We start from the raw sequence: 22,421 nt of genomic DNA, 5'->3' as shown, positions 1-22,421 counted from the left end.
AAGTCGCCGTGGTCCGGCCAGGCCGACGCGAATGCCCCTTAGCAGACATAAACGCCGCGACACGGTAGCAGTGGACAAGGCTCGTCTCCCCGCCGGCAATCTTAGTTTCTCCTTAATGCACCTCACTCCTATGGAAAATGAAGGGAGCTTGGGGTGATGATTCCTTCGGAAAAATTGGCGCTCTTTGTCGACGGCCTGAACCTCCATTACACGGCGAAAGCCCTGAACTTCAGCATTGATTTCAGAAAGCTTCTCGCCGAGGTCAGGACGCGCGGCGTGCTTGTGCGTGCTTATTACTACACGATCATCGCTGAAGAGTTTCAAGCGACCCGGCCGCTCATCGATTGGCTCGACTATAACGGTTTCACGGTGCGTACGAACTCGGTCAAAGAGTTCGATGATGGTCAGGGCCGGCGGAAATACAAGCGCAATATTGGAGTCGAACTCGCAGTCGATGCGGTCGAGATTGCGAAGCATGTAGACCACATATTGTTGTTTTCCGGGGACGGCGATTTTCGTCGCCTTGTGGAAGCAATCCAGCTCCTCGGCCCTCGCGTCACAGTCGTATCAAGCATGCGAACGAAACCTGCGATGGTCACCGACGAGTTGCGTCGGCAGGCGGATACGTTCCTCGAATTGGATGACCTCAAGGCTGCGATAGGACGGACAAAGGAGGAGGGCAGAATGCGCAACCAGAGGGATGAGTTTTCGTAAGGAGGCATTCTCGACATGCCGCTACCGGCCACTTGCATCAACCCACCTGGAAGCCGACTGATGCGTGCACGAATCGATTTTGAAAGTTGCGCGAGCAAGAGGTCTTCACGCCGGTGCCATTGCGGCTACCCTCTTTGTGTCTCGGGTTCGCAACACTTGATGTCTTTCGCTGCGGGAACCTCAATTTTGACTCCACACTCGTCGATACCGGGGGCAGTCTCTGGGATAACCGGGGTTGGCGGATCGAGCATTTTTAAGCACTAATTTATTTGCGCCCGGCGGGTCGCAGCGCGCGAATGCCTGCGACCTTTATCTCTTGTTATCGCCGCCCGTGGAAGCATTTCGCGGTGGCCGACCACCATCCGCGCAAGAAACGCTAAACGCTGCATTCGCGAGCGGTTAGGACCCGTCGGAACGGTGCCAGCAAGTCGCAGAAAATGCCTGAACTGTGTCCTCAATCACATGAACAAGACGAGATCGTCTCTATAAGCCATCGAGGTGTTTAGTGGGGATCCCAGATGGACGATGATTTTTACAAGGAGCGAGCACGAAAAATACGTGAACTCGCCACTCAAGCCGATCCATTCATTAAACAACGCCTGTTACGCCTTGCGGGCAATTACGACGCAATGATCACGCGGACCAAGCCAGCTGTTTTGTCCAATGTCCCCGACATATCTGCTGATCAGTTCGCAGACAATATCGGCCGCAAGGACTAAGGCTCAAGAACGGCGAATTACGCTTCCGCCTTCGCTCGTTGAGCTACGGCGGACAGGTCGCTAATCCGCCCTGCAAAACCTGTTCACCCCACCTGCCCGCGATGGCGCAGCAGATGATCGGCCAGCACGCAGGCCATCATGGCCTCGCCGACCGGCACCGCGCGGATGCCGACGCAGGGATCGTGACGGCCCTTGGTCATGATGTCGGTGTCCGCGCCGGAGCGATCCACGGTCTGGCGCGGCGACAGAATGGAAGACGTCGGCTTCACCGCAAAGCGCACCACCACCGGCTGGCCGGTGGAGATGCCGCCCAGCACGCCGCCGGCATGGTTGGACAGGAAGCGCGTGCCGTTATTGCCGGTGCGCATCTCGTCGGCGTTTTGCTCGCCCGACAATTCGGCGGCGCCGAAACCTGCCCCGATCTCGACGCCCTTCACCGCGTTGATGCTCATCATGGCCGCCGCCAGTTCGCCGTCGAGCTTGGCGTAGATCGGTGCGCCGAGGCCAGGCGGCACGCCTTCGGCGACGACTTCGATCACGGCGCCGATCGAGGAGCCGCTCTTGCGGATCCCGTCCAGATACTGCTCGAAGAACGCGGCCTTGTCCTTGTCCGGGCAGAAGAACGGATTGCGCGCGATCTCGTCCCAGTCCCACTTCTCGCGATCGATCTTGTGCGGGCCCATCTGTACCAGCGCGCCGCGCACCTTGACGTCGGGCAGGATCTTTCGCGCGATGGCGCCGGCCGCGACGCGCGTCGCGGTCTCGCGCGCCGACGAGCGTCCGCCGCCGCGATAATCGCGCAGGCCGTATTTGGCCTCATAGGTGAAGTCGGCATGGCCGGGACGAAACTTGTCCTTGATCTCGGAATAGTCCTTCGAACGCTGGTCGGTGTTCTCGATCAGCAGCGCGATCGGCGTTCCCGTCGTCACCTGCACCCCGGTCTCGGGATGGGCCATCACGCCGGACAGGATTTTGACCGCGTCCGGTTCCTGGCGCTGGGTGGTGAAGCGCGACTGGCCGGGACGGCGGCGATCGAGATCCTGCTGGATGTCCTCTGATGTCAGCGGGATCAGCGGCGGGCAGCCGTCGACCACGCAGCCGATCGCGACCCCGTGGCTCTCGCCGAAGGTCGTGACCCGGAACATGTGGCCGAAGGTGTTGAAGGACATGGTCTGCCTAGAAAATTGCCGGATTACGCCGTGTGGTAACGCGCGCGCCCGCGGCGGTCAAACGTTAGGCCGTCATTCCGGGATGGTGCGTTAGCACCAGACCCGGAATCTCGTGATTCCCCGGGGCGCAATTGCGCCCCTGAGGTTCGGTCCTGCGGACCGCCCCGGAATGACGGTGTCAAACGTCGCCCTTAACTATACTTCTGCAGCGCCCCGTCCCGGAAGACGTAAACCGCCCCCTGCTCGATGGTCAGGTCGGCGGCGCTGAGCGGCGTCTCGATGCCGAGCGCCACCATCAGGGCCCGCGCCGTGCCGCCATGCGCCACCGCAACCGTGTCCGCCGCCACCGACGCACACCAATCCTGCATCCTCGCCTGCACGTCGACATAGCTTTCGCCGCCCGGCGGCGACACCGTCCATTTCTCGGCCTGGCGTCTGGCATAGAGATCGGGGTCGCGCAGCTGCATCTCTGGCAGCGTCGCGCCTTCCCACTCGCCGTAGCCGATCTCGCGCAAACGATCGTCGAGCGCGTAGCCGTCGCGCGGCAGCTTCAGTGATCCGCGCACCAGCTCCATTGTCGCGCGGGCGCGGATCAGCGGGCTCGCGACAAATGCCAGCTCCGATTTGTCGCGGCCATGGCGTGCGAAGAGATCGCCGAGGACGTTGCCGGCATGGGCCGCCTGCCTGCGGCCGAGGTCGTTGAGCGGAATGTCCTGCACACCCTGCAGCCGCCCTTCGGCATTCCACGATGTCTCGCCATGGCGAATGTAATAGATGACAGGCGCAGGCATCGGACTGGCGGCTATTCCCTGAGCGACGAATGGGAGAGCGCGCGACATGCGGCTTCCAGTCGCGCTTGGTATTACGGTTGGAGGTACACCAGCGCTCCAGCGGGGTACAGTCCAAATCCGCTTGAGGGTAATCTATGGATTAACCCTGGGATCAACGCTGTCTTGCCTGAGCCTCAACAGGCGGAATAGACGCGTCGTTTAGGTGTTATGTTGGTTAAGGCGTTCGCGCCGTACCGACCTGAATATCGGGTGACAATGACCGCGTTTCGCCAAAGTGTCGAAGCCATGATCCCGGCGCTGCGCCGCTACGCGCGTGCGCTCGCGCGCGACGCCGATATCGCCGACGATCTGGTGCAGGATACGCTGGTGCGCGCGTTGCGTTCGGAACGGTTGTTTCTCGGCGGCGACGTCAGGAGCTGGCTCTATACGATCCTGACCAACCTCAACAAGAACCGGCGGCGATCGCTGGCGCGGCGGCCGCAATTCATGCCGCTGCTCGACAACAACCCGGACGCCAGCGGGACCGAGGCGGAAGGCCGCGACATTTCGCGCGCGTTGACGACGCTGGTGGAAGAGCAGCGCTCGGTGCTGCTGCTGGTGATGCTGGAAGGGTTGAGTTACCGCGAGGTCGCCGACATCCAGGGCGTACCGATCGGGACCGTCATGTCCCGGCTTGCCCGGGCGCGCGCGCACGTCAAAGCCTCGCTCGAGGGCGAACGCACCGCGCTCAGGCGGGTGAAGTGATGCAGGCGATGCAACCAAGACGCGTGATGGCAGGCGATATGCATAGGCAGATTCAGATCACGAATAGACAGAGACGACGACGATGACCAACCCCCATATTCCCGTCACCGAAGACGAGCTGCATGCTTACGTCGACAACGAGCTGCCGGCGGAGCGCCGCGGCGATGTCGAAGCGTGGCTCGCGACGCACCCCGACGATGCGGCGCGCGTGCGGTCGTGGCGCACGATGGCGGAAGCGCTGCATGTCCGCTACGACGGCATCGTCGACGAGGCGGTGCCGAGGCGGCTCGAGATCGAGCGGCTGGTGCGCCAGCCGCGCAAATGGTTCTACGGCGCGATTGCCGCAACGCTGGCGGCATTCATTGTCGGCGGCGGCGTCGGCTGGATGGCGCGCGGGGCCGCAGCAGCACCCTCGGCGCTGCAAAGTTTCACGACCGATGCGCTCGATGCGCACCGGCTCTATGTGGTCGAAGTGCGCCATCCCGTCGAAGTACCCGGCAGCGAACGCGCGCATCTGCAGGCATGGCTGACCAAGCGCTGCGGCTGGCTGGTGCGCGCGCCGGAATTGACCGCGGCGGGATTGAAGCTGGTCGGCGGGCGGCTGTTGCCCGGCGCGACCGGGCCTGCCTCGTTCATGATGTATGAGAGCGCATCGGGCGAGCGCTTCACGATCTACACGGCCAAGTCGGAAGCCGAGGCGACGCAGATGCGATTTTCGTCGGAGGGCAAGGAGAGCGCCCTGTTCTGGGCCGATCGCGGCGTGGCCTATGTGGTGGTGAGCAGCGTCGGCGACCGTGGCCGACTGACGCAGATAGCCCAGTCCGTGTACGACCAGATGGAAAAGACCGGGGGTTGAACCAAGGGGGTTGAACCAAGTCCACCACCTGTTGAATGAGCGCTTGTTTGTTGCGGTTTGCTGACGCGGGCCGTTGTCCGCTCCGCATCAAGTGCAGGGCTGGCCTCGCTTGAAAACGCTTTAGGTCAAGCGGTTTGTCCCAATTCTGACATTGAAAATCTGGAATCAAGACATCGGCGCGTCTCATTATCGCACTGGGTGATCACGCGAAAATGAGTGGCGCTCGATCCGCCGATCGGCGCAAGCGGCCTCGATCGGGGTTTGGTACCGCGCTGGTCCCCCTTTCGAGGCCGCCCTTTTAAAGGGAAGCGCCTGAATTGTTTCGGGAAATGGCCTGCCGCACTCCGCTCGTTTATTAGACGTGTTTTTGGTCAGCCGAAATCGCTGCGCGGATTGTAAGGGTGGCCGTCGCGCCACTTTTGCATCAATGCTTCAAGCTCGGCATCGTTCCCGTCGGGAAGAATAATCCTTGTCGTGACGAACAGGTCGCCGGTCCCGCCTGCCTTCGGCAGCCCCTTGCCCTTGAGACGGAAGGTGCGGCCGCTGGAGGTGTTCTTCGGGATCGGAAATTCGACCGCGCCGCCCAGCGTCGGCACCCGAATTTTGGCACCGAGCACCGCCTCATAAAGCGTGATCGGCAGATCGAGCCGCAGATCGCTGCCGTCGATCTTGAAGAAGGGATGCGGCGCAATGCTGACGGTGATCAGAAGGTCGCCGGGCGGATGGCCTTGTGCGGTTTCGCCCTGGCCCTTCAGTCGGATTTGCTGCCCGGCGGCGACGCCTGCCGGAATTTTGACGTTGAGCTCCTTGCCGTTCGGCAAGCGGACGCGCTTCTCGGCCCCCTTGACCGACTCCTCCAGCGATACCGTCATGGCGACGCTGAGATCGAGATCGAGGCCGATCCCGCCGGTGTCGAATTCAAATCCTCTGCCACCGCCGGGACGTTGCCCGCGGGCCGCACCACCGAACATGCTGTTGAGGATGTCCTCGAAGCCACCGCCGCCGCCGGGGCCGCCGCCGCTGCGGAACGTGTGGCTTTCAAAGCCGCCGCCCGGGCCGGCACGGCCGCGCGGGCCGCCGCCGGGAAAGCCCTGGAAGCGCGGCTTGCCCTCGGCGTCGATCTCACCGCGATCGAACTGCTTGCGCTTGTCCTCGTCGCCGATAATCTCGTTGGCCGAGTTGATCTCGGAAAAACGAGCCGCGGATTTCGGGTCGTTGGTGTTGTTGTCGGGGTGATGCTTCTTGGCGAGCTTGCGGTAAGCACTCTTGATCGCCGCAGCGCTGGCGCCCCGCGGCACCCCCAAGACCTCATAGGGGTCGCGCATCCGTCACGTCTCCTTCACGGGAAATCGGTTCTAACTAAAGGGCTATTCGCCCGCTTTGCCTTCATCTGGGGAGCCAGTTGCATTTTTGCAACTCCCCATGCCGCTGAAAACTGCCCCTCAAAACGGGCCCTCAAGATTCTTGGGGTAGTTTAGCTCCGTTTCCAGGGCCTGAGGGTACGAATTTCCCATCGACCCTGTTCACCCCGGCAGGCGGCGCCCTGCAGCCAGCTTTCCGCACGATCCTTGACGTAGCTGGCCAGGAAATCCCTGCAGGTGCGGCCATCGTCCGAGGCATAGGCCTGGGACAGCGGCGTCACCGAACCCCGCGCGCCGGTTTCGGGGTTTTCCCAGGGCTGGCTGGAATCCTTGCCGCCTTTTGTCAGTACATCGGAGGCGGCCGTGCGGGCAAAGGCCAGATCGCTCTCGGTCGGCACCGGAGGGGCGGCCGGTGGCGTCACCGACCCCGTCACGTCTTTTTCTTCCAGCTTGGCGAGGACGTCGGAGCGGGACATGCTGCAACCGCCCGCGCCGAGGCCGATCAAAATCATGGTCATCACCGCGCCCGCCGGCCGGATGGCCGATAGGCCAATGCGTCCCCATGTCCTATATAGGGCGAACCTATACTGGGGCTGTAGCGCGCTCTCTGACGCGAACGGACGCAACTGGAACTCCTGGCATGACCGACACAACCTCCATCAAACACCCGACACCGTTAACATCGGGTGATTTTACCGCCGCCGAGGAACCGTTTGCGTTGTTCGGTGCGTGGTTCGCCGAAGCCGTGAAGGCAGAGCCGAACGATCCCAATGCGATGGCGCTGGCAACCGTCGACGCCGACGGACTTCCCGACGTGCGGATGGTGCTGATGAAAGGCTATGATGCGGATGGTTTCGTGTTCTACAGCCACATCGCCAGCCAGAAGGGCCGCGAACTCGCCGCAAATCCTAAGGCGGCTTTACTATTTCACTGGAAATCGCTGCGCCGTCAGGTGCGCATCCGCGGCAACGTGTCGCCCGTGACGCCGGAAGAAGCCGACGCCTATTTCGCCACCCGCCCGAAGCAGGCGCAGATCGGCGCCTGGGCCTCTAAGCAGTCGCAGCCGCTGGAAAGCCGCTTTGCCTTCGAACAGGCGATCGCGCTGGTCGCCGCCAGGCACGTCATCGGCGAGGTGCCGCGTCCGCCGGGCTGGAGCGGCTGGCGCATCGAGCCGGTCCGTTTCGAATTCTGGCACGACCGTCCGTTCCGTCTCCACGACCGCATCGAATTCCGCCGCGACGCGCCGAATGGCGCATGGGACAAGACGCGGCTTTACCCCTAGAGCAAGCCCTGCGCAAAAGCAGACTACTTTGCCCGGCGATGACGGAAAACAAGAGAAACGTTTATGCAGCCAACCACCAATGCGCCGCGACGCACGTTGCTCCTGACCGGAGCCAGCCGCGGCATCGGCCATGCCACGGTGATCCGCTTTTCGTCGGCCGGCTGGCGCGTCATCACCTGCTCGCGGCATCCCTTCCCCGACAACTGCCCGTGGGACGCCGGGCCTGAGGATCACATCCAGGTCGATCTTGGCGACCATGCCGACACCACGCGGGCGATTTCGGAAATCCGCGAACGCCTCGAAGGCGGCGCGCTGCATGCGCTGGTCAACAACGCCGCGATTTCGCCGAAGACCGCGGAAGGCACGCGGATGGGCACCATGGATACCGACATCGAGACCTGGAGCCATGTTTTCCGGGTGAACTTCTTCGCACCCATCATGATGGCGCGCGGGCTGATCGAGGAATTGAAGGCCACCAAGGGCTCGGTGGTGAACGTCACCTCGATCGCGGGCTCGCGCGTGCATCCGTTCGCGGGCGTGGCCTATGCGACGTCGAAGGCGGCACTTGCTTCACTCACACGTGAAATGGCGTCCGATTTCGGCCGCGTCGGCGTCCGCGTCAATTCGATCGCGCCGGGCGAGATCGACACATCGATCCTGTCGCCGGGCACCGAGAAGATCGTCGACCAGCAGATTCCGATGCACCGCCTCGGCACACCGGACGAGGTGGCCAAGATCATCTACGTGCTGTGCACCGAAACCAGCAGTTACGTGAACGGCGCCGAGATCCACATCAACGGCGGCCAGCACGTTTAGCCGCTCGTGCGGTGCGGGTGCGATCCTGCACCCGTTCCGATCGACGAGAGGGTTGTCGGCCTCACCATGGGACGCTTTGCCACCACGGTTGCGCTGTACGAGGAATTGCGGCCGCCTTATCCGCCCGCCTTCTTTCGCGAGGTGGCGCAGCGGCTCGCATTCGGGAAGCAACACGCGCTCATCGACCTCGGGACCGGGCCCGGGCTGCTGGCGCTCGGCTTTGCCCCTTATGTCGGCCGCATCGTCGGCGTCGATCCGGAGCCGGCCATGCTCGCCGCCGCTGACAAAGCGGCGAAGCACACTTCACAGGCTTTCACCTTGATCGCAGGCAAGGCCGAAGACCTGCCTGATGACATCGGCGGCTTCGATGTCGTGACGATCGGGAGGGCGCTACATTGGATGGATCGCGAAGCTACGCTGGCGCGCCTCGAGCAGCTGGTGGTGCCCGACGGCGTCATTCTCGTTTGCGCATCTTTCTCTGCCACGGATGGACGCAACCCGTGGCTCGACGACTACAACACCACGCGGCGTACCTGGTCGAAGGAAAGCCTGTGGTCGGAGGCAGGGAGCGGCGCGCGAACCCATCGGGATCTGGCGGGCTTTTTCGCCGGCACGCGGTTTCACGCGGCCGATGTGATCAGGGTCGAGACCAGCCACGAGGTCAGCGTGCGCGACCTGGCGCGCCGGGTGCTCACCTTCTCGTCATCCTCGCCTGATGTGCTTGGCGACAAGGTGGAAGCGATGCTGCGTGATGTTGAGCAGCGTCTGCTTCCCTTGAGCCGCGACGGCCACCTCACCGAGGTCGTGGTGACGACGGCGCAGCAGGTGAAGCGATAGACTGGACAGCCAAGCGTGATCAGGCTGCCGCTCGTTCAGATCACTCCGCGTAAAACTTGCTCCGCGTTTTCCTTGGCGCGGTTCGCAGGTCACGCGTCTCGACGTTGAAGGCGCTCGAGCATTCGTCTTCGTTCTCGCCATCGGCAAGCGCAGCACCGCAATGCCGGCAGAGCCGCGCCGCGATCGCCTGCGCCTTGCCAACGATGCGGCCCTGTTGGTAGCTCGCAAAATCGATGACGTTGCGGGGTGACGTTATGAATTTTTCAACCATTGCTGTCCTCGCGGCTTGTGACTGCGTTATCGCAGAAAGCCGTCGCGCAAAGGTTCATCGCGACGCTCAAATTTTACTCGTACAATTGGGGCAGCTTCCTGTTTTTTTTGAAGGTGCATGAATGCCCCCGAGATCATGCGCGCGCCTTAACATCTCGGTTACTACGGCCACCTCGGTGACGACAGTCACTGTCGCGCACAATCAGGTTGCGACTACAGCCACTTCTTCCATCTGAAAAGAAAGTAAGGCAGCACGGCTGCCATGAGCATCATCACCAGCGCCATCGGATAGCCGTGCGCCCATTCGAGCTCCGGCATCGCCTTGAAATTCATGCCGTAGATCGAGGCGATCAGCGTCGGCGGCATCAAGACCACGGCCATCACCGAGAACAGCTTGATGATGTTGTTCTGCTCGAGATTGACGACGCCCAGCATGGCGTCGAGCACGAAGGTGATCTTGTTGGACAGGTAGGACGCGTGATCGGTCAGCGAGGCGACGTCGCGCTGCATGGTCTTGAGCTGCTCGCGCATGTCCTTGGACCATTTGACGCCTTCCATGACCGCCGAGAGGAAAGTGACGACGCGGCCGACCGAGACCAGGCTCTCGCGGACCTTCGAGGTCAAATCCCCCTTGCGCCCGATCGCGATCAGGATCTGCGAATATCGCTTGGCCTGGCCGTGACGCTCGCTTTCGGGTTCGAAGATGTCATGGGAAACCTGATCGACGTCGGCGCCGACCTTCTCCAGAATGTCGGCGCAACGGTCGATCACCGCGTCGACAAGTTCCATCAGCACCATTTCGCCGGTTATGCCTGGCATGCACGATCGCCCCAGCTTGTTCTCCACCAGGGCAAACGGCTTCGGCATGTCGTAGCGCACGGTTACCAACCGGTGACCGGCCATGATGAAGGTGACGGCCGTCGTCCGCGGCATGTCGGTGTCGGAATGGCACATCAGCGTCGCGGTCATGTAGCGCGCACCGTTCTCGATATAGAGCCGGCTCGAAATCTCGATCTCCTGCATGTCCTCCCGGGTCGGCACCGCGATCCCGGTCAGCCGCTCCACCGCGCGGTCTTCCTCGCTCGTCGGTTTCACCATGTCGATCCAGACCGCGGCCTCCGGCAGCGTCGCCGGTTCTGGCACCTCGACTTTCTTCAGGGTGGATTCAGAGGGGACGTACACTGACAACATGGGAAACTCCGGAACAGGGCAGCGGTCGTTGGTTCTGGCGTGTCTTCTTCACGCGAAACCCGTACCCGCTCCGCACGAAAACGCCACAGGCACCGAGCGGACTAAACGCGATTCTGGCAAGCGCTTGATGACTGGCGTATTAACCCTCCATCCACATTTATGGCGATGGGGTGGCGGTAGCGTGGCCACGATTCGGCAAGGGCGCCAGCGCTGCCTAAAAATCAACCGGAAATCGAAAAACTTGCGGCATAAAAGCCACAGCCAGGCTGCCGCAGCGCCGAACAAGTGTCTAAGCACTGGAATAATTACCGGTTTTTGCCAATAATGGGATTATTGGAATCGTGGCGTTTGCGACGCAATTTGGCGCGTAACCGCAGTATTGTCGATTGGAAGTGCGCAATGACGTCGCTGAAGGCAAAGTTGGGAATTCTGGCTGCAGGGCTGATGTTGTCGGGCTGCATGCAGACCACGAGCTATCAGGCCGCGCCCGAGGCCACGCTCAAGCCGAATGACAAGGCCCAGCTGGCAAAGGCGCGTTACGCCAAGGTCGCCGTGGCCGAACCGTTCCGCCGCGCCATCGTCGACTATCATCGCCGCGAACTGCCCGGCACGATCGTGGTCGATTCCGACAACCATTATCTTTACCTGGTGCAGGACGGCGGCAAGGCGATCCGTTACGGCATCACCGTCGGCGAAGAAGCCTTGGCCTTCTCCGGCATTGCCAAGGTCGGCAACATGGCTGAATGGCCGAAATGGACGCCGACCGCTGATATCCACAAGCGTATCGAAGGCCTGCCCGCGTCGGTGCCCGGCGGCGTCGACAATCCGCTCGGCGCCCGCGCGCTCTATCTCTACCAGGGCGGCCGCGACACCCTGTTCCGGATTCACGGTACCAACCAGCCGGAATATATCGGCGCATCGATTTCCTCGGGCTGCATTCGCATGACCAATGAGGACGTCATCGACCTCTACAGCAAGGTCAAGCAAGGCACGATCGTGGTGGTGCTCGACCCCAAGCAGGGTGACTCGCCGTACAATTCGAAGATGGCGCTCCAGGGCGGCGGCAGTTCGATCACGCAATAGCGGATTGCATCCCCTCGCAACGAGATCAAAACGCCGGCTTTGCCGGCGTTTTTGTTTGGCCGTGCGCTCTCGCGGCCAACCTGCGCAATCGGCAGCATTGAAACGAGGGTGTGGCCAAAATATCGACCGAAATCCATGGGTTCGCGGCAATGCGGCCAGAATGACACAGCGATCTTCCGCAACCAGCCCAAACCGGCACGTAAACGCTGGAGTTACGCCAATGAATCGTCACGTATTGGGCGCGACTGGTGAACGCCGCAAAGAGGACAATCACGAGCGCCGGTTTTGCCGGCGCTTTTTTGTTGTGGGCGTGGGTCCGGGTTCGGACGTTGCCGCATCGGATTTCTTATCCGCCGGGGCGGCGCCGGATTTCGCCGCCGCGGGTTTGGCAGCGTCGGATTTGGACCCGTCGGGTTTTGCGGCAACCTCGCGTGGCGGCGCCTCTTCCGGCCGCTCGGCCGGCATCAGCGGCGCTGTCTGCGGCAGCGGGTCCCACACGTTCCATTGGCAGATCCGGTAGTTATTCCGCCGTTCCATGAGATCGAGATGGATGTGGTCCTCGTGGTACCAGTCCGACCCCGGACCCAGCACCGTCGAGAACCGCGCGCACGCCGAATGCAGCACGGCTTCGCGCACCTCGCGCGGCACGGTGCGATCGGTGAGCGAGATTGAGCGGCCATTGGCCAGCTTGAGGGCGCGGACGTCGAGCGCATTGGCGCGGCCGTGTTCGGAGAGTCTTGCGCCGACGATGCGGTTGCGGCCGCGGCATTCGAACGAGTCGAAATTGTCGAGATCGCTGATCGTGCTGCCGAGGCGCGCCGCCAGCGGCGCGATGTCGGTCCGGATCCAGTCCGCCAATGCAGAGGCCATCGCGCAGCGCAGGATCGCCGCCGGCTTCACCGAGACCTGACGCTTGTCCGGCAACACGATCGCCTCGAGCCGCACCAGATCCTCGCCTCCACAGCCGCCGGCACCACGGATATCGGGGATGCTGGGGGCGATGGCGATGGCCTCCGTCAGTGCCAGCCGGCAGGCCGAGGGCGGAGGTGGCTGGGGTGTGGCCTGTTCGGTGGGCTTGCCTTCCTTCGTGGTCCCCTTGGCAGTTTCTTTGACAGCTTCTTTGGCGAGCTCCTCAGCGGAGGGGGCATCGGCCGGGCGCGGCTGCGGGAGCGGCACCACCGCACGGTGGACCTTTGCCCGCGGCTTCGGCGGGTGGATCCCGAACAGGTCGCCCCAAGGCGTCGATCGGGAGGCTTTGGCCGCCAGGGCCGGTTCGCAGAACACACCTGGCAGAAGCAGGCCCACCGCAACGGTAACCATTGCCGCCGCTGTGCGACCAAAGGCGCCAAAAGCCCATTTTCGGCTTGCTTTCTCCGCGCTACAGTTCATGTCAATTCCATGATCGCACGCCAGAACGCTCGCACTTTGGCGGATCATGCGCGAGGAAATAACCTTTGGGAGGGACGTGCGTATGCTCGGATTGATGCAAGACTGGCCTTTGCTTTGCCACCGGATTATCGAACACGCGGCGCAGTATCACGGTACGCAAGAGGTCGTCACGCGGTCGGTCGAAGGGCCCATTCATCGCACCAATTACGCCGAAATTCGCGATCGCGCGCTGAAAGTCTCGCAGCGCCTCGACCGCGACGGCATCAAGCTCGGTGACCGCGTCGCCACCATCGCATGGAACACCTGGCGCCACCTTGAAGCCTGGTACGGCATCATGGGCATTGGCGCGATCTGCCATACCGTCAACCCGCGGCTGTTCCCCGACCAGATCGCCTGGATCATCAACCATGCGCAAGACCGCGTGGTGATGACCGATCTCACCTTTATTCCGATCCTGGAAAAGATCGCGGGCAGCCTGCCCAGCGTCGAACGCTACATCGTATTCACCGACAAGTCCCACATGCCGCAGACCACGCTGAAGAACGCGGTCGCCTATGAGGACTGGATCGCGGAAGCCGACGGCAAGTTCGAGTGGAAGACCTTCGACGAGAATACCGCAGCCGCGATGTGCTACACCTCGGGTACGACGGGCGATCCAAAAGGCGTGTTGTATTCGCACCGCTCCAACGTGCTGCACGGGTTGATGGCCAACAATGTCGACGCGCTCGGCACCAGCGCCGCCGAGACAATGCTGCCGGTGGTGCCGTTGTTCCACGCCAACAGCTGGGGCATCGCGTTCTCCGCGCCCTCGATGGGCACCAAGCTCGTGATGCCGGGCGCCAAGCTCGACGGTGCTTCGGTCTATGAGCTTCTCGACACCGAGAAGGTCACGCACACCGCCGGCGTGCCGACGGTGTGGCTGATGCTGCTCAATCACATGGCCGCCGGAAACCTGAAACTGCCCCACCTGAAGAGCGTGGTGTGCGGCGGCTCGGCGATGCCGCGCTCGATGATCAAGTCGTTCGTCGGCATGGGCGTTCGCGTGCGCCACGCCTGGGGCATGACCGAGATGAGCCCGATCGGCACCGTGGCGGCGCTGAAGCCGCCGTTTGCCGAACTCGGCGGCGAGGAACGGCTCGATATCCTGCAGACGCAAGGGTATCCGCCGTTCGGAGTGCAGATGAAGATCACCGACGATGCCGGCAAGGAATTGCCGTGGGACGGCAAGACCTTTGGCCGGCTCAAGGTCGCAGGACCTGCGGTCGCGAAGGCCTATTTCAAGGTCGACAGCGAGATCCTCGACGAGCACGGCTATTTCGACACCGGCGACGTCGCGACCATCGACCAGCACGGCTACATGCGGATCACCGATCGCTCCAAGGACGTTATCAAGTCTGGCGGCGAGTGGATTTCATCGATCGATCTGGAGAACCTCGCGGTCGGCCATCCCGCGGTGGCAGAGGCCGCCGTGATCGGCATCTATCATCCCAAATGGGACGAGCGCCCGCTCCTGATCGTGCAACTCAAGGCCGGCCAGCAGGCAAGCCGCGAGGACATCCTGAAATTCATGGATGGCAAGATCGCGAAATGGTGGATGCCGGACGACGTGGCTTTCGTCGAGGGCATTCCGCACACCGCGACCGGCAAGATCCTGAAGACCGCTCTGCGCGACCAGTTCAAGAGCTACCGTTTCCCGAACGCGGCGGCCTAGACCTTTCCCGTTCCGAAAAATCGGAACGGGGCTCTAGATTCTTTGGTTTGACGCGTTTTCTTGATGCGAACCGGTGTCCACTTCGCTGGAAAACGCTCTAGCCTCGGAGGGGCGCATTCAATCGGATGCGCCCCGACCGGCCCAAGGACCCACCCAAGACACGCCAGATCGACGACCACATCGCGCGCAGGCTGCGGGCTGTGTCCTGCACGGCGGCAACGACGGCCGCGTCCCGCTGGTGGTGAGCGATCCTGCCGTAAGCAGCGATATCGGGGCTGCCGTCCGGATGGCGCAGCGCGCCTTCAACAGCCCTTACGTGACCGTGCAGCTTCTTTTCCCAAGACATAGCGGCCGCTCCTTTATTGACTGCGACCACTATTATTACGTTTTTGACGTGATATAATCGGCTAGCATTTACATTCACTCATGAACCTAATTCATGAATATCAACGCAGCCTCGGCCGAGATGAATGGGTTCGTGAGGGTGGTCGAGCGGGGCAGCTTTGCCGCCGCCGCAGACGACCTCGGCGTGACCCCCTCTGCCCTGTCCAAGCTGGTCACGCGCATCGAAGACCGGCTGGGTGTGCGCCTCCTGACCAGGACCACGCGCAGGCTCGCTTTGACCGCCGAGGGCGACCTGTTTCTGGCCCGGAGCCGGGACATCCTCGCATCGATCGAAGCGGCTGAAGCCGAGGTAACGGCGGCCAGCCGGCTGCCACGCGGCCATTTGCGGATCAGCGTCGGGACAGCCCTCGCCAAACAGATACTCGGGCCCGCCCTTCCTGTTTTCCTCGCCAAATATCCAGAGATCAGCGTCGAGCTTCATGTTTCCGACCACCAGGTCGACCTCGTTGCCGAGCAGGTCGACGTCGCCATCCGGTCCGGCGCGCTCGGCGACTCAACCCTTGTGGCGCGCAAGCTCGGTGACGCGACACGGGTTATTTGCGCCAGTCCGCTCTATTTGAAGCAACACGGATCGCCGCGCGTGCCGGCCGATCTGCAGCAGCATAATTGCCTGACGCTGCCCGGGCCGGCGTGGTCGCAATGGCCCTTCCACACCCATGAAGGCATCAACCGCCTCGCCGTGTCAGGCACATTTACCAGCGACAGCGCCGACCTGCTGCTCGATATGGCGGTAGCCGGGCTCGGCATCGCCAGGTTGGCGGATTTCATGGTCGCGCGGGCAATACAGCAAGGCACCCTCGTTCCGTTGCTCGGGGATAGCCACATCCCCGAGACGTTTCCGATCCATGCGCTGACCGCCCCCGGCCGCCACCGCGCCCCGCGCATCAAGGCGTTTATCGACTTTGTGGTCACGCAGTTCAGCCATCCGGCATGACGCGCCCTGATGCTCCTTGCACCACCATTTGGACTGATTTTCCGGCGCAAGCTGCTTTCCACGGGTGCGGAAAATGCGCTAGTTCAAGACGCGCCGGGTCGCCAGTATTTTGACCGGAACAGCGCCTGAATTCATGATGGAAGTTTGAGGATGGCCCGCAGGTTTTCCGCTCCCTACCAGACGGAGCCCGTGTCCAGCCTCGCCACATGGGCGCGCAACCTCGCACTGTTCTCACTGATTGCGGTGGTGGTCTCGATCATGATCGTCCGCTTCGGCTTCCTCGAAATGAAGCCGGCGCTGGCGACGTTCTTCGGCGCCCTGGGCTTGGCTGGCCTCTCCATCCTGGTCGGCCTCGCCGCGTTTGCCGCGATCTGGCAGAACGGTTCGCGCGGCATGGGCCGCATCCTGCTGGCGCTGTTGATCGACGCCGCCATCCTCGCCTACCCCGCCTATCTGGCTTTGCAATACCGCAAGCTGCCGCGGATCTACGACATCACCACCGATTCGATCGACCCGCCGCGGTTCGAGGCGCTGGCGCGGCTGCGCGCCGGCGACGGCACCAATCCCGCGGTTTATGCCGGGCTGTATTCCGCCGAGCAGCAGCGCGTCGCTTACCCTGACATCGAGACGGTGGAGCTCGAAGTCCCGGCACAGCGTGCCTATGAGATCACGCTCGCGCTCGTCAACAAGCGCAAATGGCGCGTCGTCGACGAACGCCCGCCGCAGGCGCGCCGCGAGGGGCGCATCGAGGCGATCGCGCAAACGATGATCATGGGATTTCGCGAAGACGTCTCGATCCGCATCAAGGCCGACGGCGAGGATTCCCGCGTCGATATCCGCTCCGCCTCACGCTATTTCGACAGCGACCTCGGCAGCAACGCCGCGCGCGTCACCAAGCTGATCGAGGACATCAACACCGTGGCCGACACCAAACCGGCCACCAAGAAACCGGCGGCGCCGGCGAAGGCACCGGCCAAGACGGTGAAGAAGCAGTAGCCCGCTGGCCCGTGCTCCCTCGCCCGCTCCTGCGGAGGCAGAACCGACGTGAATGCTGCCCCCTAACGGACACAAGCCTCTACCAACCCTTTGGGCGGCGCGATACCATCGACTGCAACTGTAGTCTGAGGGCGGCGGATGAGGAGACGGGAGTTCATTCTCGGTGCTGCGCTGCTCGCCAGCGTCGGCCCTGCGAGCGCTCAAGGTCGTGCGCGTCGTGTCGGGGCTCTCATAGCCTCGCCAACTCAAGCTAACGTTCTCGAAACAACTCTCAGAGAGAAGGGGTGGATGCTCGGCCGGAATCTCCAGATCGAACATCGAATAACTCAGGGCGATACTAATCTTTCACAGGCATATGCTCGGGAGCTGCTCGCTTTGCAGCCTGATGTTCTGTTCGCAGTGACAAACACATCTATGGCCGCACTGCATGCCGAACATTCTAACATTCCGACCGTTTTCGCGATGGTCAGCGATCCAGTCAGAATGCATTACGTCAACAGTTTCTCGAAGCCCGGGGGCAACGTAACTGGCTTTACGCCATTTGAACCATCCCTCGGCGGTAAATGGGTTTCGCTGATCAAGGAAGTGGCGCCAAACGTCGAGCACATAGGGATTGTTTATAACCCTGAACCGGGCAACAATTCCTCGGCGTTTCGCAAGTCAATTGATGAAGTCGCGAGCAAAGTAGGGATTGCCTCGATTGAAACGCCGAGCGGCGATAGTTCCGATATTGATCGTCTTATTCGCTCGCTCAAAGATCAGCCGAATGGTGGGCTCATTTTTCTGCCGGATGCGATCACTTTTGTCCGACGTGTTCAGGTTGCTGCGCTGGTTGCGCAGTGCAGGCTACCGGCGATCTACCCGCTTCGCGCCTTCTGCGACGCCGGCGGCCTCATGTCGTACGGGGTGAATATCGACAAGAATATCGCAGGCGCAGCATCCTATGTTGATCGAATCTTGCGCGGTGCCAATCCTGCCGAACTGCCTGTTCAAGCGCCAACCGAATTTGAGTTGGTCGTGAACCAAAAAGCTGCACGGCAATTCGGCCTGCAACTGCCGCCCGAGGTGGCCGCTCGCGCGGACGAGGTGATCGAATAAAGCGTTCTTGTTGCGACGCATGGGGCTCGTTGTGGCGTTTCGGACATGGCGAGATGTCCGCTTGAGTCTGTTATGCGCGACAAAATGGACGTCGCCAGTCACCAAGAAGCCGGCGAGCCGGCCAAGGCGCAAGCCGACCCTAGTGTCCTAAATTCAAGGTGATAGAGTGTCGTAATTCGCAGTATGAACGGTGAGGACACAATGGGATGGTTTGACCGGCTGTTTGGAAGAACCCCGGAGCCTACTAGCCAACTCTTTGCCAGATTCAGAAAGAAATCACGGGCACCAACTGATCCTGATCTTCTGAAGATTGCCAAAGAGCGAAAAGGGCATGTTTCACGAAGAGCTGTGAGAGATGAGTATAATCGGCTCCTTTTGGAGAAGTACTCGCACGATAAGGATTGATTTCTAGTTCCATCTAGTGGCGCAAGCTTTTGTAGCCCGCCGTGACGCACCTGATCGGGAATGTCCGCTGATCGGGGAGAAGCGGAAGTTTGCGGCGCGCTGTCAAAGTGACGTGTTTGACGCATAGCGGACGTTGGACAAGAGTTCAGCACCGGCTCGATGGGAAGCTGGCACGAGCCGGATCACACACAATCGGTTTGGAGAATGAAGTGCCAAACCATTTGCTCGTCAACGAGCCATCGTTGTCGATCCAGGGGATCGGCGGCAAGTGCGGCAGGTAAGATGCATACGGCATCACTTTCGCAAGCGTCACTCTGCCCGGAAACCGCGCGAGAAAAGCCTTGTTCATTCCGCCGTCCAATCCGCTGTAGATCGGGGCAACCGGCAAATTGTCTTCAAGCAATTGGGCGTATTCGAGCTCGTCGGTGCGATTTTTTTCCCGCGCCCGCCGCGCGATTTCCGGATTGACGACAAAGGATGGGCATTTTTCGGATGCATTGAACACAAGAGGATGCGGCGAATTTGGGGGAGGTTGCGCATCGAATACATAGCGGCGATTGCACACATCCACCTTGGGTTCGAGTTGCGTCGTCTCGAAATGATCGTTGCCGATCTTGAGCATTTTCCAGAAGGCCAGGTTCGGATTATTTCGGTGCCGCGCCAGATTCGCCGGCGTCAAGCGGAACGGATAGGCCTGGACCTGGAACGATGGCCGCCCGCCGAGGAATGTGTCGCGCGCCAGCGAATAAATCTCGCTGATCTGTTCGTCGGTCATGGCATAGCAACCGCTCGACCAGCAGTCGCCGTGGATCATGAGGAAGCTGCCGTCGCGGTTGTTCGCCTTGTCGAACCTGTTGGGGTAGCCGAGGTTGATCGAAAGATAGAAGCTGGAGTTGGGATTCATCAACTCAGGTGTAACTGTATAGAATCCCTCTGGAGCCTGACGGTCGCCCTCGTACAGCTTCGGCCCAAGATCGCCGGACCACCGACAGATCGGATAGGTCTTGAGGATCTGGAAACGGCCGGTGGCGTCCTGTTTCCAGACTTCGAGCTCAGCCTCTTCCTTGAAAAGGCGCACCACGATAGGTGAATGTTTGGGCATCTGCTTCTGTTGGAGCAGCGAGAGCAGCTCAGGGGGAAGTTCCCTTGTTGCCTTGGTCGGTAACCGATTGTTGCTTTCGCCAAGGCATATGACCGGCGCCAGCCCCGCGACAAATGCCGCGGTCAGTACAAGTGCACGTCGGACCATGGCGCGGATCACTGCTTACCTCGAACGTGACGAAAGATGGTTCGTTCTAGGAAGCCATCCGATAGGACCCGCCGATCACGGGATCGCCGTCGGTCGCCACGATGCCGCGCGACACCAGATCTTCCAGATGCGCCAGCACCGAATAACCGGCTGCACCGCTCAGCCGCGGATCGAGGCCGATATAGATCGCGCGCACCATGGTCGCGATGTCGGTCTCGCCCTTGGCAAGACGATGCAGGATCGAGGCTTCGCGCGCGCGGCGGTGCCGGGTCAGGAAACGCACAAAGCGCGGGCCTTCCGGAATTTCCGGCCCATGGCCTGAGAAATACAGGTCCTCAGGGCGGCTCTCCAGCCGCGCCAGCGAATCCATGTAGTCGATCATCGAGCCATCAGGCGGGGCCACGATCGAGGTCGACCAGCCCATCACGTGGTCGCCGACGAAACTGATCTTCCGCTCGGGCCAGGCGAACGCCAGATGATTGGCGGTGTGGCCGGGGGTTGCCACCGCTTCCAGCGCCCAGCCGGAGCCTTCGATGGTGTCGCCGTTCTTGACCTCGATGTCCGGCCGGAAGTTGCGATCGGCGCCCGATTCAGGATTGTGCTTCTCGCTCTCGAAGCGCGGCCGCGAGGCGCGGTGCGGCCCCTCGGCGTAGACGGGCGCGCCGGTCGCGGCCTTGATCCGCGCGGTGTTCGGCGAATGGTCGTTGTGGGTATGGGTGACCAGGATATGCGTCACGGTTTCGCCGCGCACGGCGTCCAGCAGCGCCTTGGCATGCGCCTCATTGTTCGGGCCGGGATCGATGATCGCGACCTTGCCCTTGCCGACGATGTAACTGACCGTGCCAGTGAAGGTGAAGGGGCTCGGATTGTTGCAGAGCACCCGCCGCACGCCCGGCCGGGCTTCGTCGACGACGCCCGGCTGAAGCGGGAAGTCACGGTTGAACGGGATGGTTTCGTCTTCGGTTTCGGCCATGGGGGAATGCTCGCGATTTCCGGATTTTTGATCTCGTCATGCCCGGCCTTGTGCCGGGCATCCATGTCTTACTTTGCGAGCCAAAAACGTGGATGGCCGGGACAAGCCCGGCCATGACGAGTTGGCTACAGCCTTACCTTACGAAAACGCCTGGATGCCCGTGATCGCGCGGCCCAGGATCAGGGCGTGGACGTCGTGGGCGCCTTCATAGGTGTTGACGGTTTCCAGGTTCGAAGAGTGGCGCATCACGTGATATTCGATCTGGATGCCGTTGCCGCCGTGCATGTCGCGGGCGACGCGGGCGATGTCGAGCGCCTTGCCGCAATTGTTGCGCTTGACGATCGAGATCATCTCCGGCGCCACCTTGCCCTCGTCCATCAGGCGGCCGACCCGCAAGGAGGCCTGCAGGCCCAGCGAGATCTCGGTCTGCATGTCGGCGAGCTTCTTCTGCACCAGTTGGGTTGCGGCCAGCGGCCGGCCAAACTGCTTGCGCTCGAGCGTGTATTGGCGCGCGCGCGCCATGCAGTCTTCAGCGGCGCCCATCACGCCCCAGGAGATGCCGTAGCGGGCGCGGTTAAGGCAGCCGAACGGGCCCTTCAGACCGGACACGTTGGGCAACAGCGCGCTCTCCGGCACCACCACGCCGTCCATCACGATCTCGCCGGTGATCGAGGCACGCAACGAAAGCTTGCCGCCGATCTTCGGCGCCGACAGGCCCTTCATGCCCTTTTCCAGGATGAAGCCGCGGATCTGATTGTCATGCGCGGCCGACTTGGCCCAGACCACGAACACGTCGGCGATCGGCGCGTTGGAAATCCACATCTTGCTGCCGGTCAGCCGGTAGCCGTCGGCGACCTTCTCGGCACGGGTCTTCATGCCGCCGGGATCGGAGCCGGCATCCGGCTCGGTCAGGCCGAAACAGCCGACCCATTCGCCGGTCGCGAGCTTGGGCAGATATTTCTTGCGCTGGCTGTCGTCGCCATAGGCGTAGATCGGGTGCATCACCAGCGAGGACTGCACGGAGTTCATCGAACGATAGCCGGAATCGACGCGTTCGATTTCACGCGCCACCAGGCCATAGGCGACATAGCTTGCACTGGCGCAGCCATATTCTTCCGGCAGCGTGATGCCGATCAGGCCGAGTTCGCCCATCTCGTTGAAGATCTCGCGATCGGTCTTTTCCTCGAGATAGGCCTTGGTGACGCGCGGCAGCAGCTTGTCCTGCGCATAGGCTCGCGCGGTGTCGCGGATCATGCGTTCGTCTTCGGTAAGCTGCTCGTCGAGCAGGAACGGATCATCCCACTGGAAACCCGCCGATGTCGGTTTGTCCTTGGACTGAGGGCGCACGCTCATAAAAATCCCTTTCGCATCACTGTCCTGATTGGATTGGCGGCCAAATTAGTGCGCTATCGTCCGAAGCGCAATTGA

22 protein-coding genes are annotated in these 22,421 nt (G+C 61.9%); 12 read left to right on the top strand and 10 right to left on the bottom strand.

Features of this window, described 5'->3' with window-relative positions:
* The first annotated feature begins 156 nt into the window (after nucleotides 1-156).
* Both ABIE49_RS31245 and ABIE49_RS31240 read left to right on the top strand, forming a co-directional pair.
* Nucleotides 157-714 (top strand): LabA-like NYN domain-containing protein, encoded by a 558-nt coding sequence (locus ABIE49_RS31245; protein ID WP_210337187.1) that lies wholly within the window; start codon nucleotides 157-159, stop codon nucleotides 712-714.
* Between the two features lie 518 nt (nucleotides 715-1,232).
* Complete coding sequence (locus ABIE49_RS31240; protein WP_192735127.1) at nucleotides 1,233-1,433, top strand: hypothetical protein; 201 nt, start codon at nucleotides 1,233-1,235, stop codon at nucleotides 1,431-1,433.
* Nucleotides 1,434-1,516: 83 nt separating this feature from the next.
* Here ABIE49_RS31240 and aroC read toward each other — a convergent pair whose 3' ends face one another.
* Nucleotides 1,517-2,602 (bottom strand): chorismate synthase, encoded by a 1,086-nt coding sequence (aroC, locus tag ABIE49_RS31235; protein WP_192735128.1) that lies wholly within the window; start codon nucleotides 2,600-2,602, stop codon nucleotides 1,517-1,519.
* 191 nt (nucleotides 2,603-2,793) lie between these two features.
* Nucleotides 2,794-3,393 (bottom strand): histidine phosphatase family protein, encoded by a 600-nt coding sequence (locus tag ABIE49_RS31230; protein WP_192735246.1) that lies wholly within the window; start codon nucleotides 3,391-3,393, stop codon nucleotides 2,794-2,796.
* A 255-nt stretch (nucleotides 3,394-3,648) separates the two neighbouring features.
* Between ABIE49_RS31230 and ABIE49_RS31225 the strand changes: the two genes are divergently transcribed.
* Nucleotides 3,649-4,137 (top strand): RNA polymerase sigma factor, encoded by a 489-nt coding sequence (locus ABIE49_RS31225; protein WP_192735129.1) that lies wholly within the window; start codon nucleotides 3,649-3,651, stop codon nucleotides 4,135-4,137.
* An 82-nt stretch (nucleotides 4,138-4,219) separates the two neighbouring features.
* Nucleotides 4,220-4,993 (top strand): anti-sigma factor family protein, encoded by a 774-nt coding sequence (locus ABIE49_RS31220; protein WP_192735130.1) that lies wholly within the window; start codon nucleotides 4,220-4,222, stop codon nucleotides 4,991-4,993.
* A gap of 371 nt (nucleotides 4,994-5,364) precedes the next feature.
* On the opposite strand, the gene ABIE49_RS31215 is transcribed toward ABIE49_RS31220, so the two are convergent.
* Nucleotides 5,365-6,318, bottom strand: a complete 954-nt coding sequence (locus ABIE49_RS31215; protein ID WP_192735131.1) for a DnaJ C-terminal domain-containing protein — start codon at nucleotides 6,316-6,318, stop codon at nucleotides 5,365-5,367.
* 149 nt (nucleotides 6,319-6,467) lie between these two features.
* Nucleotides 6,468-6,872 carry an RT0821/Lpp0805 family surface protein gene (locus ABIE49_RS31210; RefSeq protein WP_192735132.1) on the bottom strand — a complete coding sequence of 135 codons (405 nt, stop codon included), beginning with the start codon at nucleotides 6,870-6,872 and terminating at the stop codon, nucleotides 6,468-6,470.
* A 122-nt stretch (nucleotides 6,873-6,994) separates the two neighbouring features.
* Here ABIE49_RS31210 and pdxH point away from each other — a divergent pair, with 122 nt between their 5' ends.
* From pdxH to ABIE49_RS31195, 3 genes are all read left to right on the top strand, one after another.
* The gene (gene pdxH, locus ABIE49_RS31205) at nucleotides 6,995-7,636 is read left to right on the top strand and encodes a pyridoxamine 5'-phosphate oxidase (protein ID WP_192735133.1); all 642 of its coding nucleotides are present in this window, start codon (nucleotides 6,995-6,997) and stop codon (nucleotides 7,634-7,636) included.
* Nucleotides 7,637-7,699: 63 nt separating this feature from the next.
* Nucleotides 7,700-8,452 (top strand): SDR family NAD(P)-dependent oxidoreductase, encoded by a 753-nt coding sequence (locus tag ABIE49_RS31200; RefSeq protein WP_192735134.1) that lies wholly within the window; start codon nucleotides 7,700-7,702, stop codon nucleotides 8,450-8,452.
* 66 nt (nucleotides 8,453-8,518) lie between these two features.
* Nucleotides 8,519-9,289: a class I SAM-dependent methyltransferase gene (locus ABIE49_RS31195; RefSeq protein ID WP_192735135.1), complete on the top strand. Its 771-nt coding sequence runs from the start codon at nucleotides 8,519-8,521 to the stop codon at nucleotides 9,287-9,289.
* Between the two features lie 40 nt (nucleotides 9,290-9,329).
* Here ABIE49_RS31195 and ABIE49_RS31190 read toward each other — a convergent pair whose 3' ends face one another.
* Entirely contained in the window at nucleotides 9,330-9,560 is a 231-nt protein-coding gene (locus tag ABIE49_RS31190) for a hypothetical protein (protein WP_192735136.1), read from the bottom strand.
* Nucleotides 9,561-9,772: 212 nt separating this feature from the next.
* Entirely contained in the window at nucleotides 9,773-10,750 is a 978-nt protein-coding gene (locus tag ABIE49_RS31185) for a magnesium transporter CorA family protein (RefSeq protein ID WP_192735137.1), read from the bottom strand.
* Nucleotides 10,751-11,149: 399 nt separating this feature from the next.
* Between ABIE49_RS31185 and ABIE49_RS31180 the strand changes: the two genes are divergently transcribed.
* Nucleotides 11,150-11,833, top strand: a complete 684-nt coding sequence (locus ABIE49_RS31180; RefSeq protein WP_192735138.1) for a L,D-transpeptidase — start codon at nucleotides 11,150-11,152, stop codon at nucleotides 11,831-11,833.
* A 270-nt stretch (nucleotides 11,834-12,103) separates the two neighbouring features.
* On the opposite strand, the gene ABIE49_RS31175 is transcribed toward ABIE49_RS31180, so the two are convergent.
* Nucleotides 12,104-13,222, bottom strand: coding sequence for an extensin family protein (locus ABIE49_RS31175; protein WP_502915942.1), 1,119 nt, complete (start codon nucleotides 13,220-13,222; stop codon nucleotides 12,104-12,106).
* A gap of 82 nt (nucleotides 13,223-13,304) precedes the next feature.
* Here ABIE49_RS31175 and ABIE49_RS31170 point away from each other — a divergent pair, with 82 nt between their 5' ends.
* The 4 genes from ABIE49_RS31170 to ABIE49_RS31155 all read left to right on the top strand — a co-directional run bounded on the left by ABIE49_RS31170 (nucleotide 13,305) and on the right by ABIE49_RS31155 (nucleotide 18,366).
* Nucleotides 13,305-14,933, top strand: a complete 1,629-nt coding sequence (locus tag ABIE49_RS31170; RefSeq protein WP_192735140.1) for a fatty-acid--CoA ligase — start codon at nucleotides 13,305-13,307, stop codon at nucleotides 14,931-14,933.
* Nucleotides 14,934-15,372: 439 nt separating this feature from the next.
* Nucleotides 15,373-16,272 (top strand): LysR family transcriptional regulator, encoded by a 900-nt coding sequence (locus tag ABIE49_RS31165; RefSeq protein WP_354067096.1) that lies wholly within the window; start codon nucleotides 15,373-15,375, stop codon nucleotides 16,270-16,272.
* Between the two features lie 150 nt (nucleotides 16,273-16,422).
* On the top strand, nucleotides 16,423-17,268 hold the full coding sequence (locus ABIE49_RS31160) for a DUF1499 domain-containing protein (RefSeq protein ID WP_192735141.1): 846 nt from the start codon (nucleotides 16,423-16,425) through the stop codon (nucleotides 17,266-17,268).
* A gap of 138 nt (nucleotides 17,269-17,406) precedes the next feature.
* Nucleotides 17,407-18,366 carry an ABC transporter substrate-binding protein gene (locus ABIE49_RS31155; RefSeq protein ID WP_192735142.1) on the top strand — a complete coding sequence of 320 codons (960 nt, stop codon included), beginning with the start codon at nucleotides 17,407-17,409 and terminating at the stop codon, nucleotides 18,364-18,366.
* A gap of 550 nt (nucleotides 18,367-18,916) precedes the next feature.
* Here the strand turns inward: ABIE49_RS31155 and ABIE49_RS31150 are convergent.
* The 3 genes from ABIE49_RS31150 to ABIE49_RS31140 all read right to left on the bottom strand — a co-directional run bounded on the left by ABIE49_RS31150 (nucleotide 18,917) and on the right by ABIE49_RS31140 (nucleotide 22,346).
* Entirely contained in the window at nucleotides 18,917-20,032 is a 1,116-nt protein-coding gene (locus tag ABIE49_RS31150; RefSeq protein ID WP_354067095.1) for a L,D-transpeptidase family protein, read from the bottom strand.
* 34 nt (nucleotides 20,033-20,066) lie between these two features.
* Nucleotides 20,067-20,993, bottom strand: a complete 927-nt coding sequence (locus tag ABIE49_RS31145; protein ID WP_192735143.1) for an MBL fold metallo-hydrolase — start codon at nucleotides 20,991-20,993, stop codon at nucleotides 20,067-20,069.
* 138 nt (nucleotides 20,994-21,131) lie between these two features.
* Nucleotides 21,132-22,346 carry an acyl-CoA dehydrogenase gene (locus ABIE49_RS31140; protein WP_192735144.1) on the bottom strand — a complete coding sequence of 405 codons (1,215 nt, stop codon included), beginning with the start codon at nucleotides 22,344-22,346 and terminating at the stop codon, nucleotides 21,132-21,134.
* Nucleotides 22,347-22,421 lie beyond the last annotated feature (75 nt).

Origin of the sequence: Bradyrhizobium sp. OAE829, from assembly GCF_040546575.1 — a bacterium.
In the GTDB taxonomy this organism is placed as follows: domain Bacteria; phylum Pseudomonadota; class Alphaproteobacteria; order Rhizobiales; family Xanthobacteraceae; genus Bradyrhizobium.
Note: the sequence above shows the minus strand (reverse complement) of the source record. Positions and strands in the feature narration are given on the sequence as shown.

Bases quoted from the DNA above. Each gene is read 5' to 3' on its own strand.
- ABIE49_RS31245 (WP_210337187.1), top strand. From the start codon at position 157: ATGATTCCTTCGGAAAAATTGGCGCTCTTTGTCGACGGCCTGAACCTC.
- ABIE49_RS31240 (WP_192735127.1), top strand. From the start codon at position 1,233: ATGGACGATGATTTTTACAAGGAGCGAGCACGAAAAATACGTGAACTC.
- aroC (WP_192735128.1), bottom strand. From the start codon at position 2,602: ATGTCCTTCAACACCTTCGGCCACATGTTCCGGGTCACGACCTTCGGC.
- ABIE49_RS31230 (WP_192735246.1), bottom strand. From the start codon at position 3,393: ATGCCTGCGCCTGTCATCTATTACATTCGCCATGGCGAGACATCGTGG.
- ABIE49_RS31225 (WP_192735129.1), top strand. From the start codon at position 3,649: ATGACCGCGTTTCGCCAAAGTGTCGAAGCCATGATCCCGGCGCTGCGC.
- ABIE49_RS31220 (WP_192735130.1), top strand. From the start codon at position 4,220: ATGACCAACCCCCATATTCCCGTCACCGAAGACGAGCTGCATGCTTAC.
- ABIE49_RS31215 (WP_192735131.1), bottom strand. From the start codon at position 6,318: ATGCGCGACCCCTATGAGGTCTTGGGGGTGCCGCGGGGCGCCAGCGCT.
- ABIE49_RS31210 (WP_192735132.1), bottom strand. From the start codon at position 6,872: ATGACCATGATTTTGATCGGCCTCGGCGCGGGCGGTTGCAGCATGTCC.
- pdxH (WP_192735133.1), top strand. From the start codon at position 6,995: ATGACCGACACAACCTCCATCAAACACCCGACACCGTTAACATCGGGT.
- ABIE49_RS31200 (WP_192735134.1), top strand. From the start codon at position 7,700: ATGCAGCCAACCACCAATGCGCCGCGACGCACGTTGCTCCTGACCGGA.
- ABIE49_RS31195 (WP_192735135.1), top strand. From the start codon at position 8,519: ATGGGACGCTTTGCCACCACGGTTGCGCTGTACGAGGAATTGCGGCCG.
- ABIE49_RS31190 (WP_192735136.1), bottom strand. From the start codon at position 9,560: ATGGTTGAAAAATTCATAACGTCACCCCGCAACGTCATCGATTTTGCG.
- ABIE49_RS31185 (WP_192735137.1), bottom strand. From the start codon at position 10,750: ATGTTGTCAGTGTACGTCCCCTCTGAATCCACCCTGAAGAAAGTCGAG.
- ABIE49_RS31180 (WP_192735138.1), top strand. From the start codon at position 11,150: ATGACGTCGCTGAAGGCAAAGTTGGGAATTCTGGCTGCAGGGCTGATG.
- ABIE49_RS31175 (WP_502915942.1), bottom strand. From the start codon at position 13,222: ATGAACTGTAGCGCGGAGAAAGCAAGCCGAAAATGGGCTTTTGGCGCC.
- ABIE49_RS31170 (WP_192735140.1), top strand. From the start codon at position 13,305: ATGCTCGGATTGATGCAAGACTGGCCTTTGCTTTGCCACCGGATTATC.
- ABIE49_RS31165 (WP_354067096.1), top strand. From the start codon at position 15,373: ATGAATATCAACGCAGCCTCGGCCGAGATGAATGGGTTCGTGAGGGTG.
- ABIE49_RS31160 (WP_192735141.1), top strand. From the start codon at position 16,423: ATGGCCCGCAGGTTTTCCGCTCCCTACCAGACGGAGCCCGTGTCCAGC.
- ABIE49_RS31155 (WP_192735142.1), top strand. From the start codon at position 17,407: ATGAGGAGACGGGAGTTCATTCTCGGTGCTGCGCTGCTCGCCAGCGTC.
- ABIE49_RS31145 (WP_192735143.1), bottom strand. From the start codon at position 20,993: ATGGCCGAAACCGAAGACGAAACCATCCCGTTCAACCGTGACTTCCCG.
- ABIE49_RS31140 (WP_192735144.1), bottom strand. From the start codon at position 22,346: ATGAGCGTGCGCCCTCAGTCCAAGGACAAACCGACATCGGCGGGTTTC.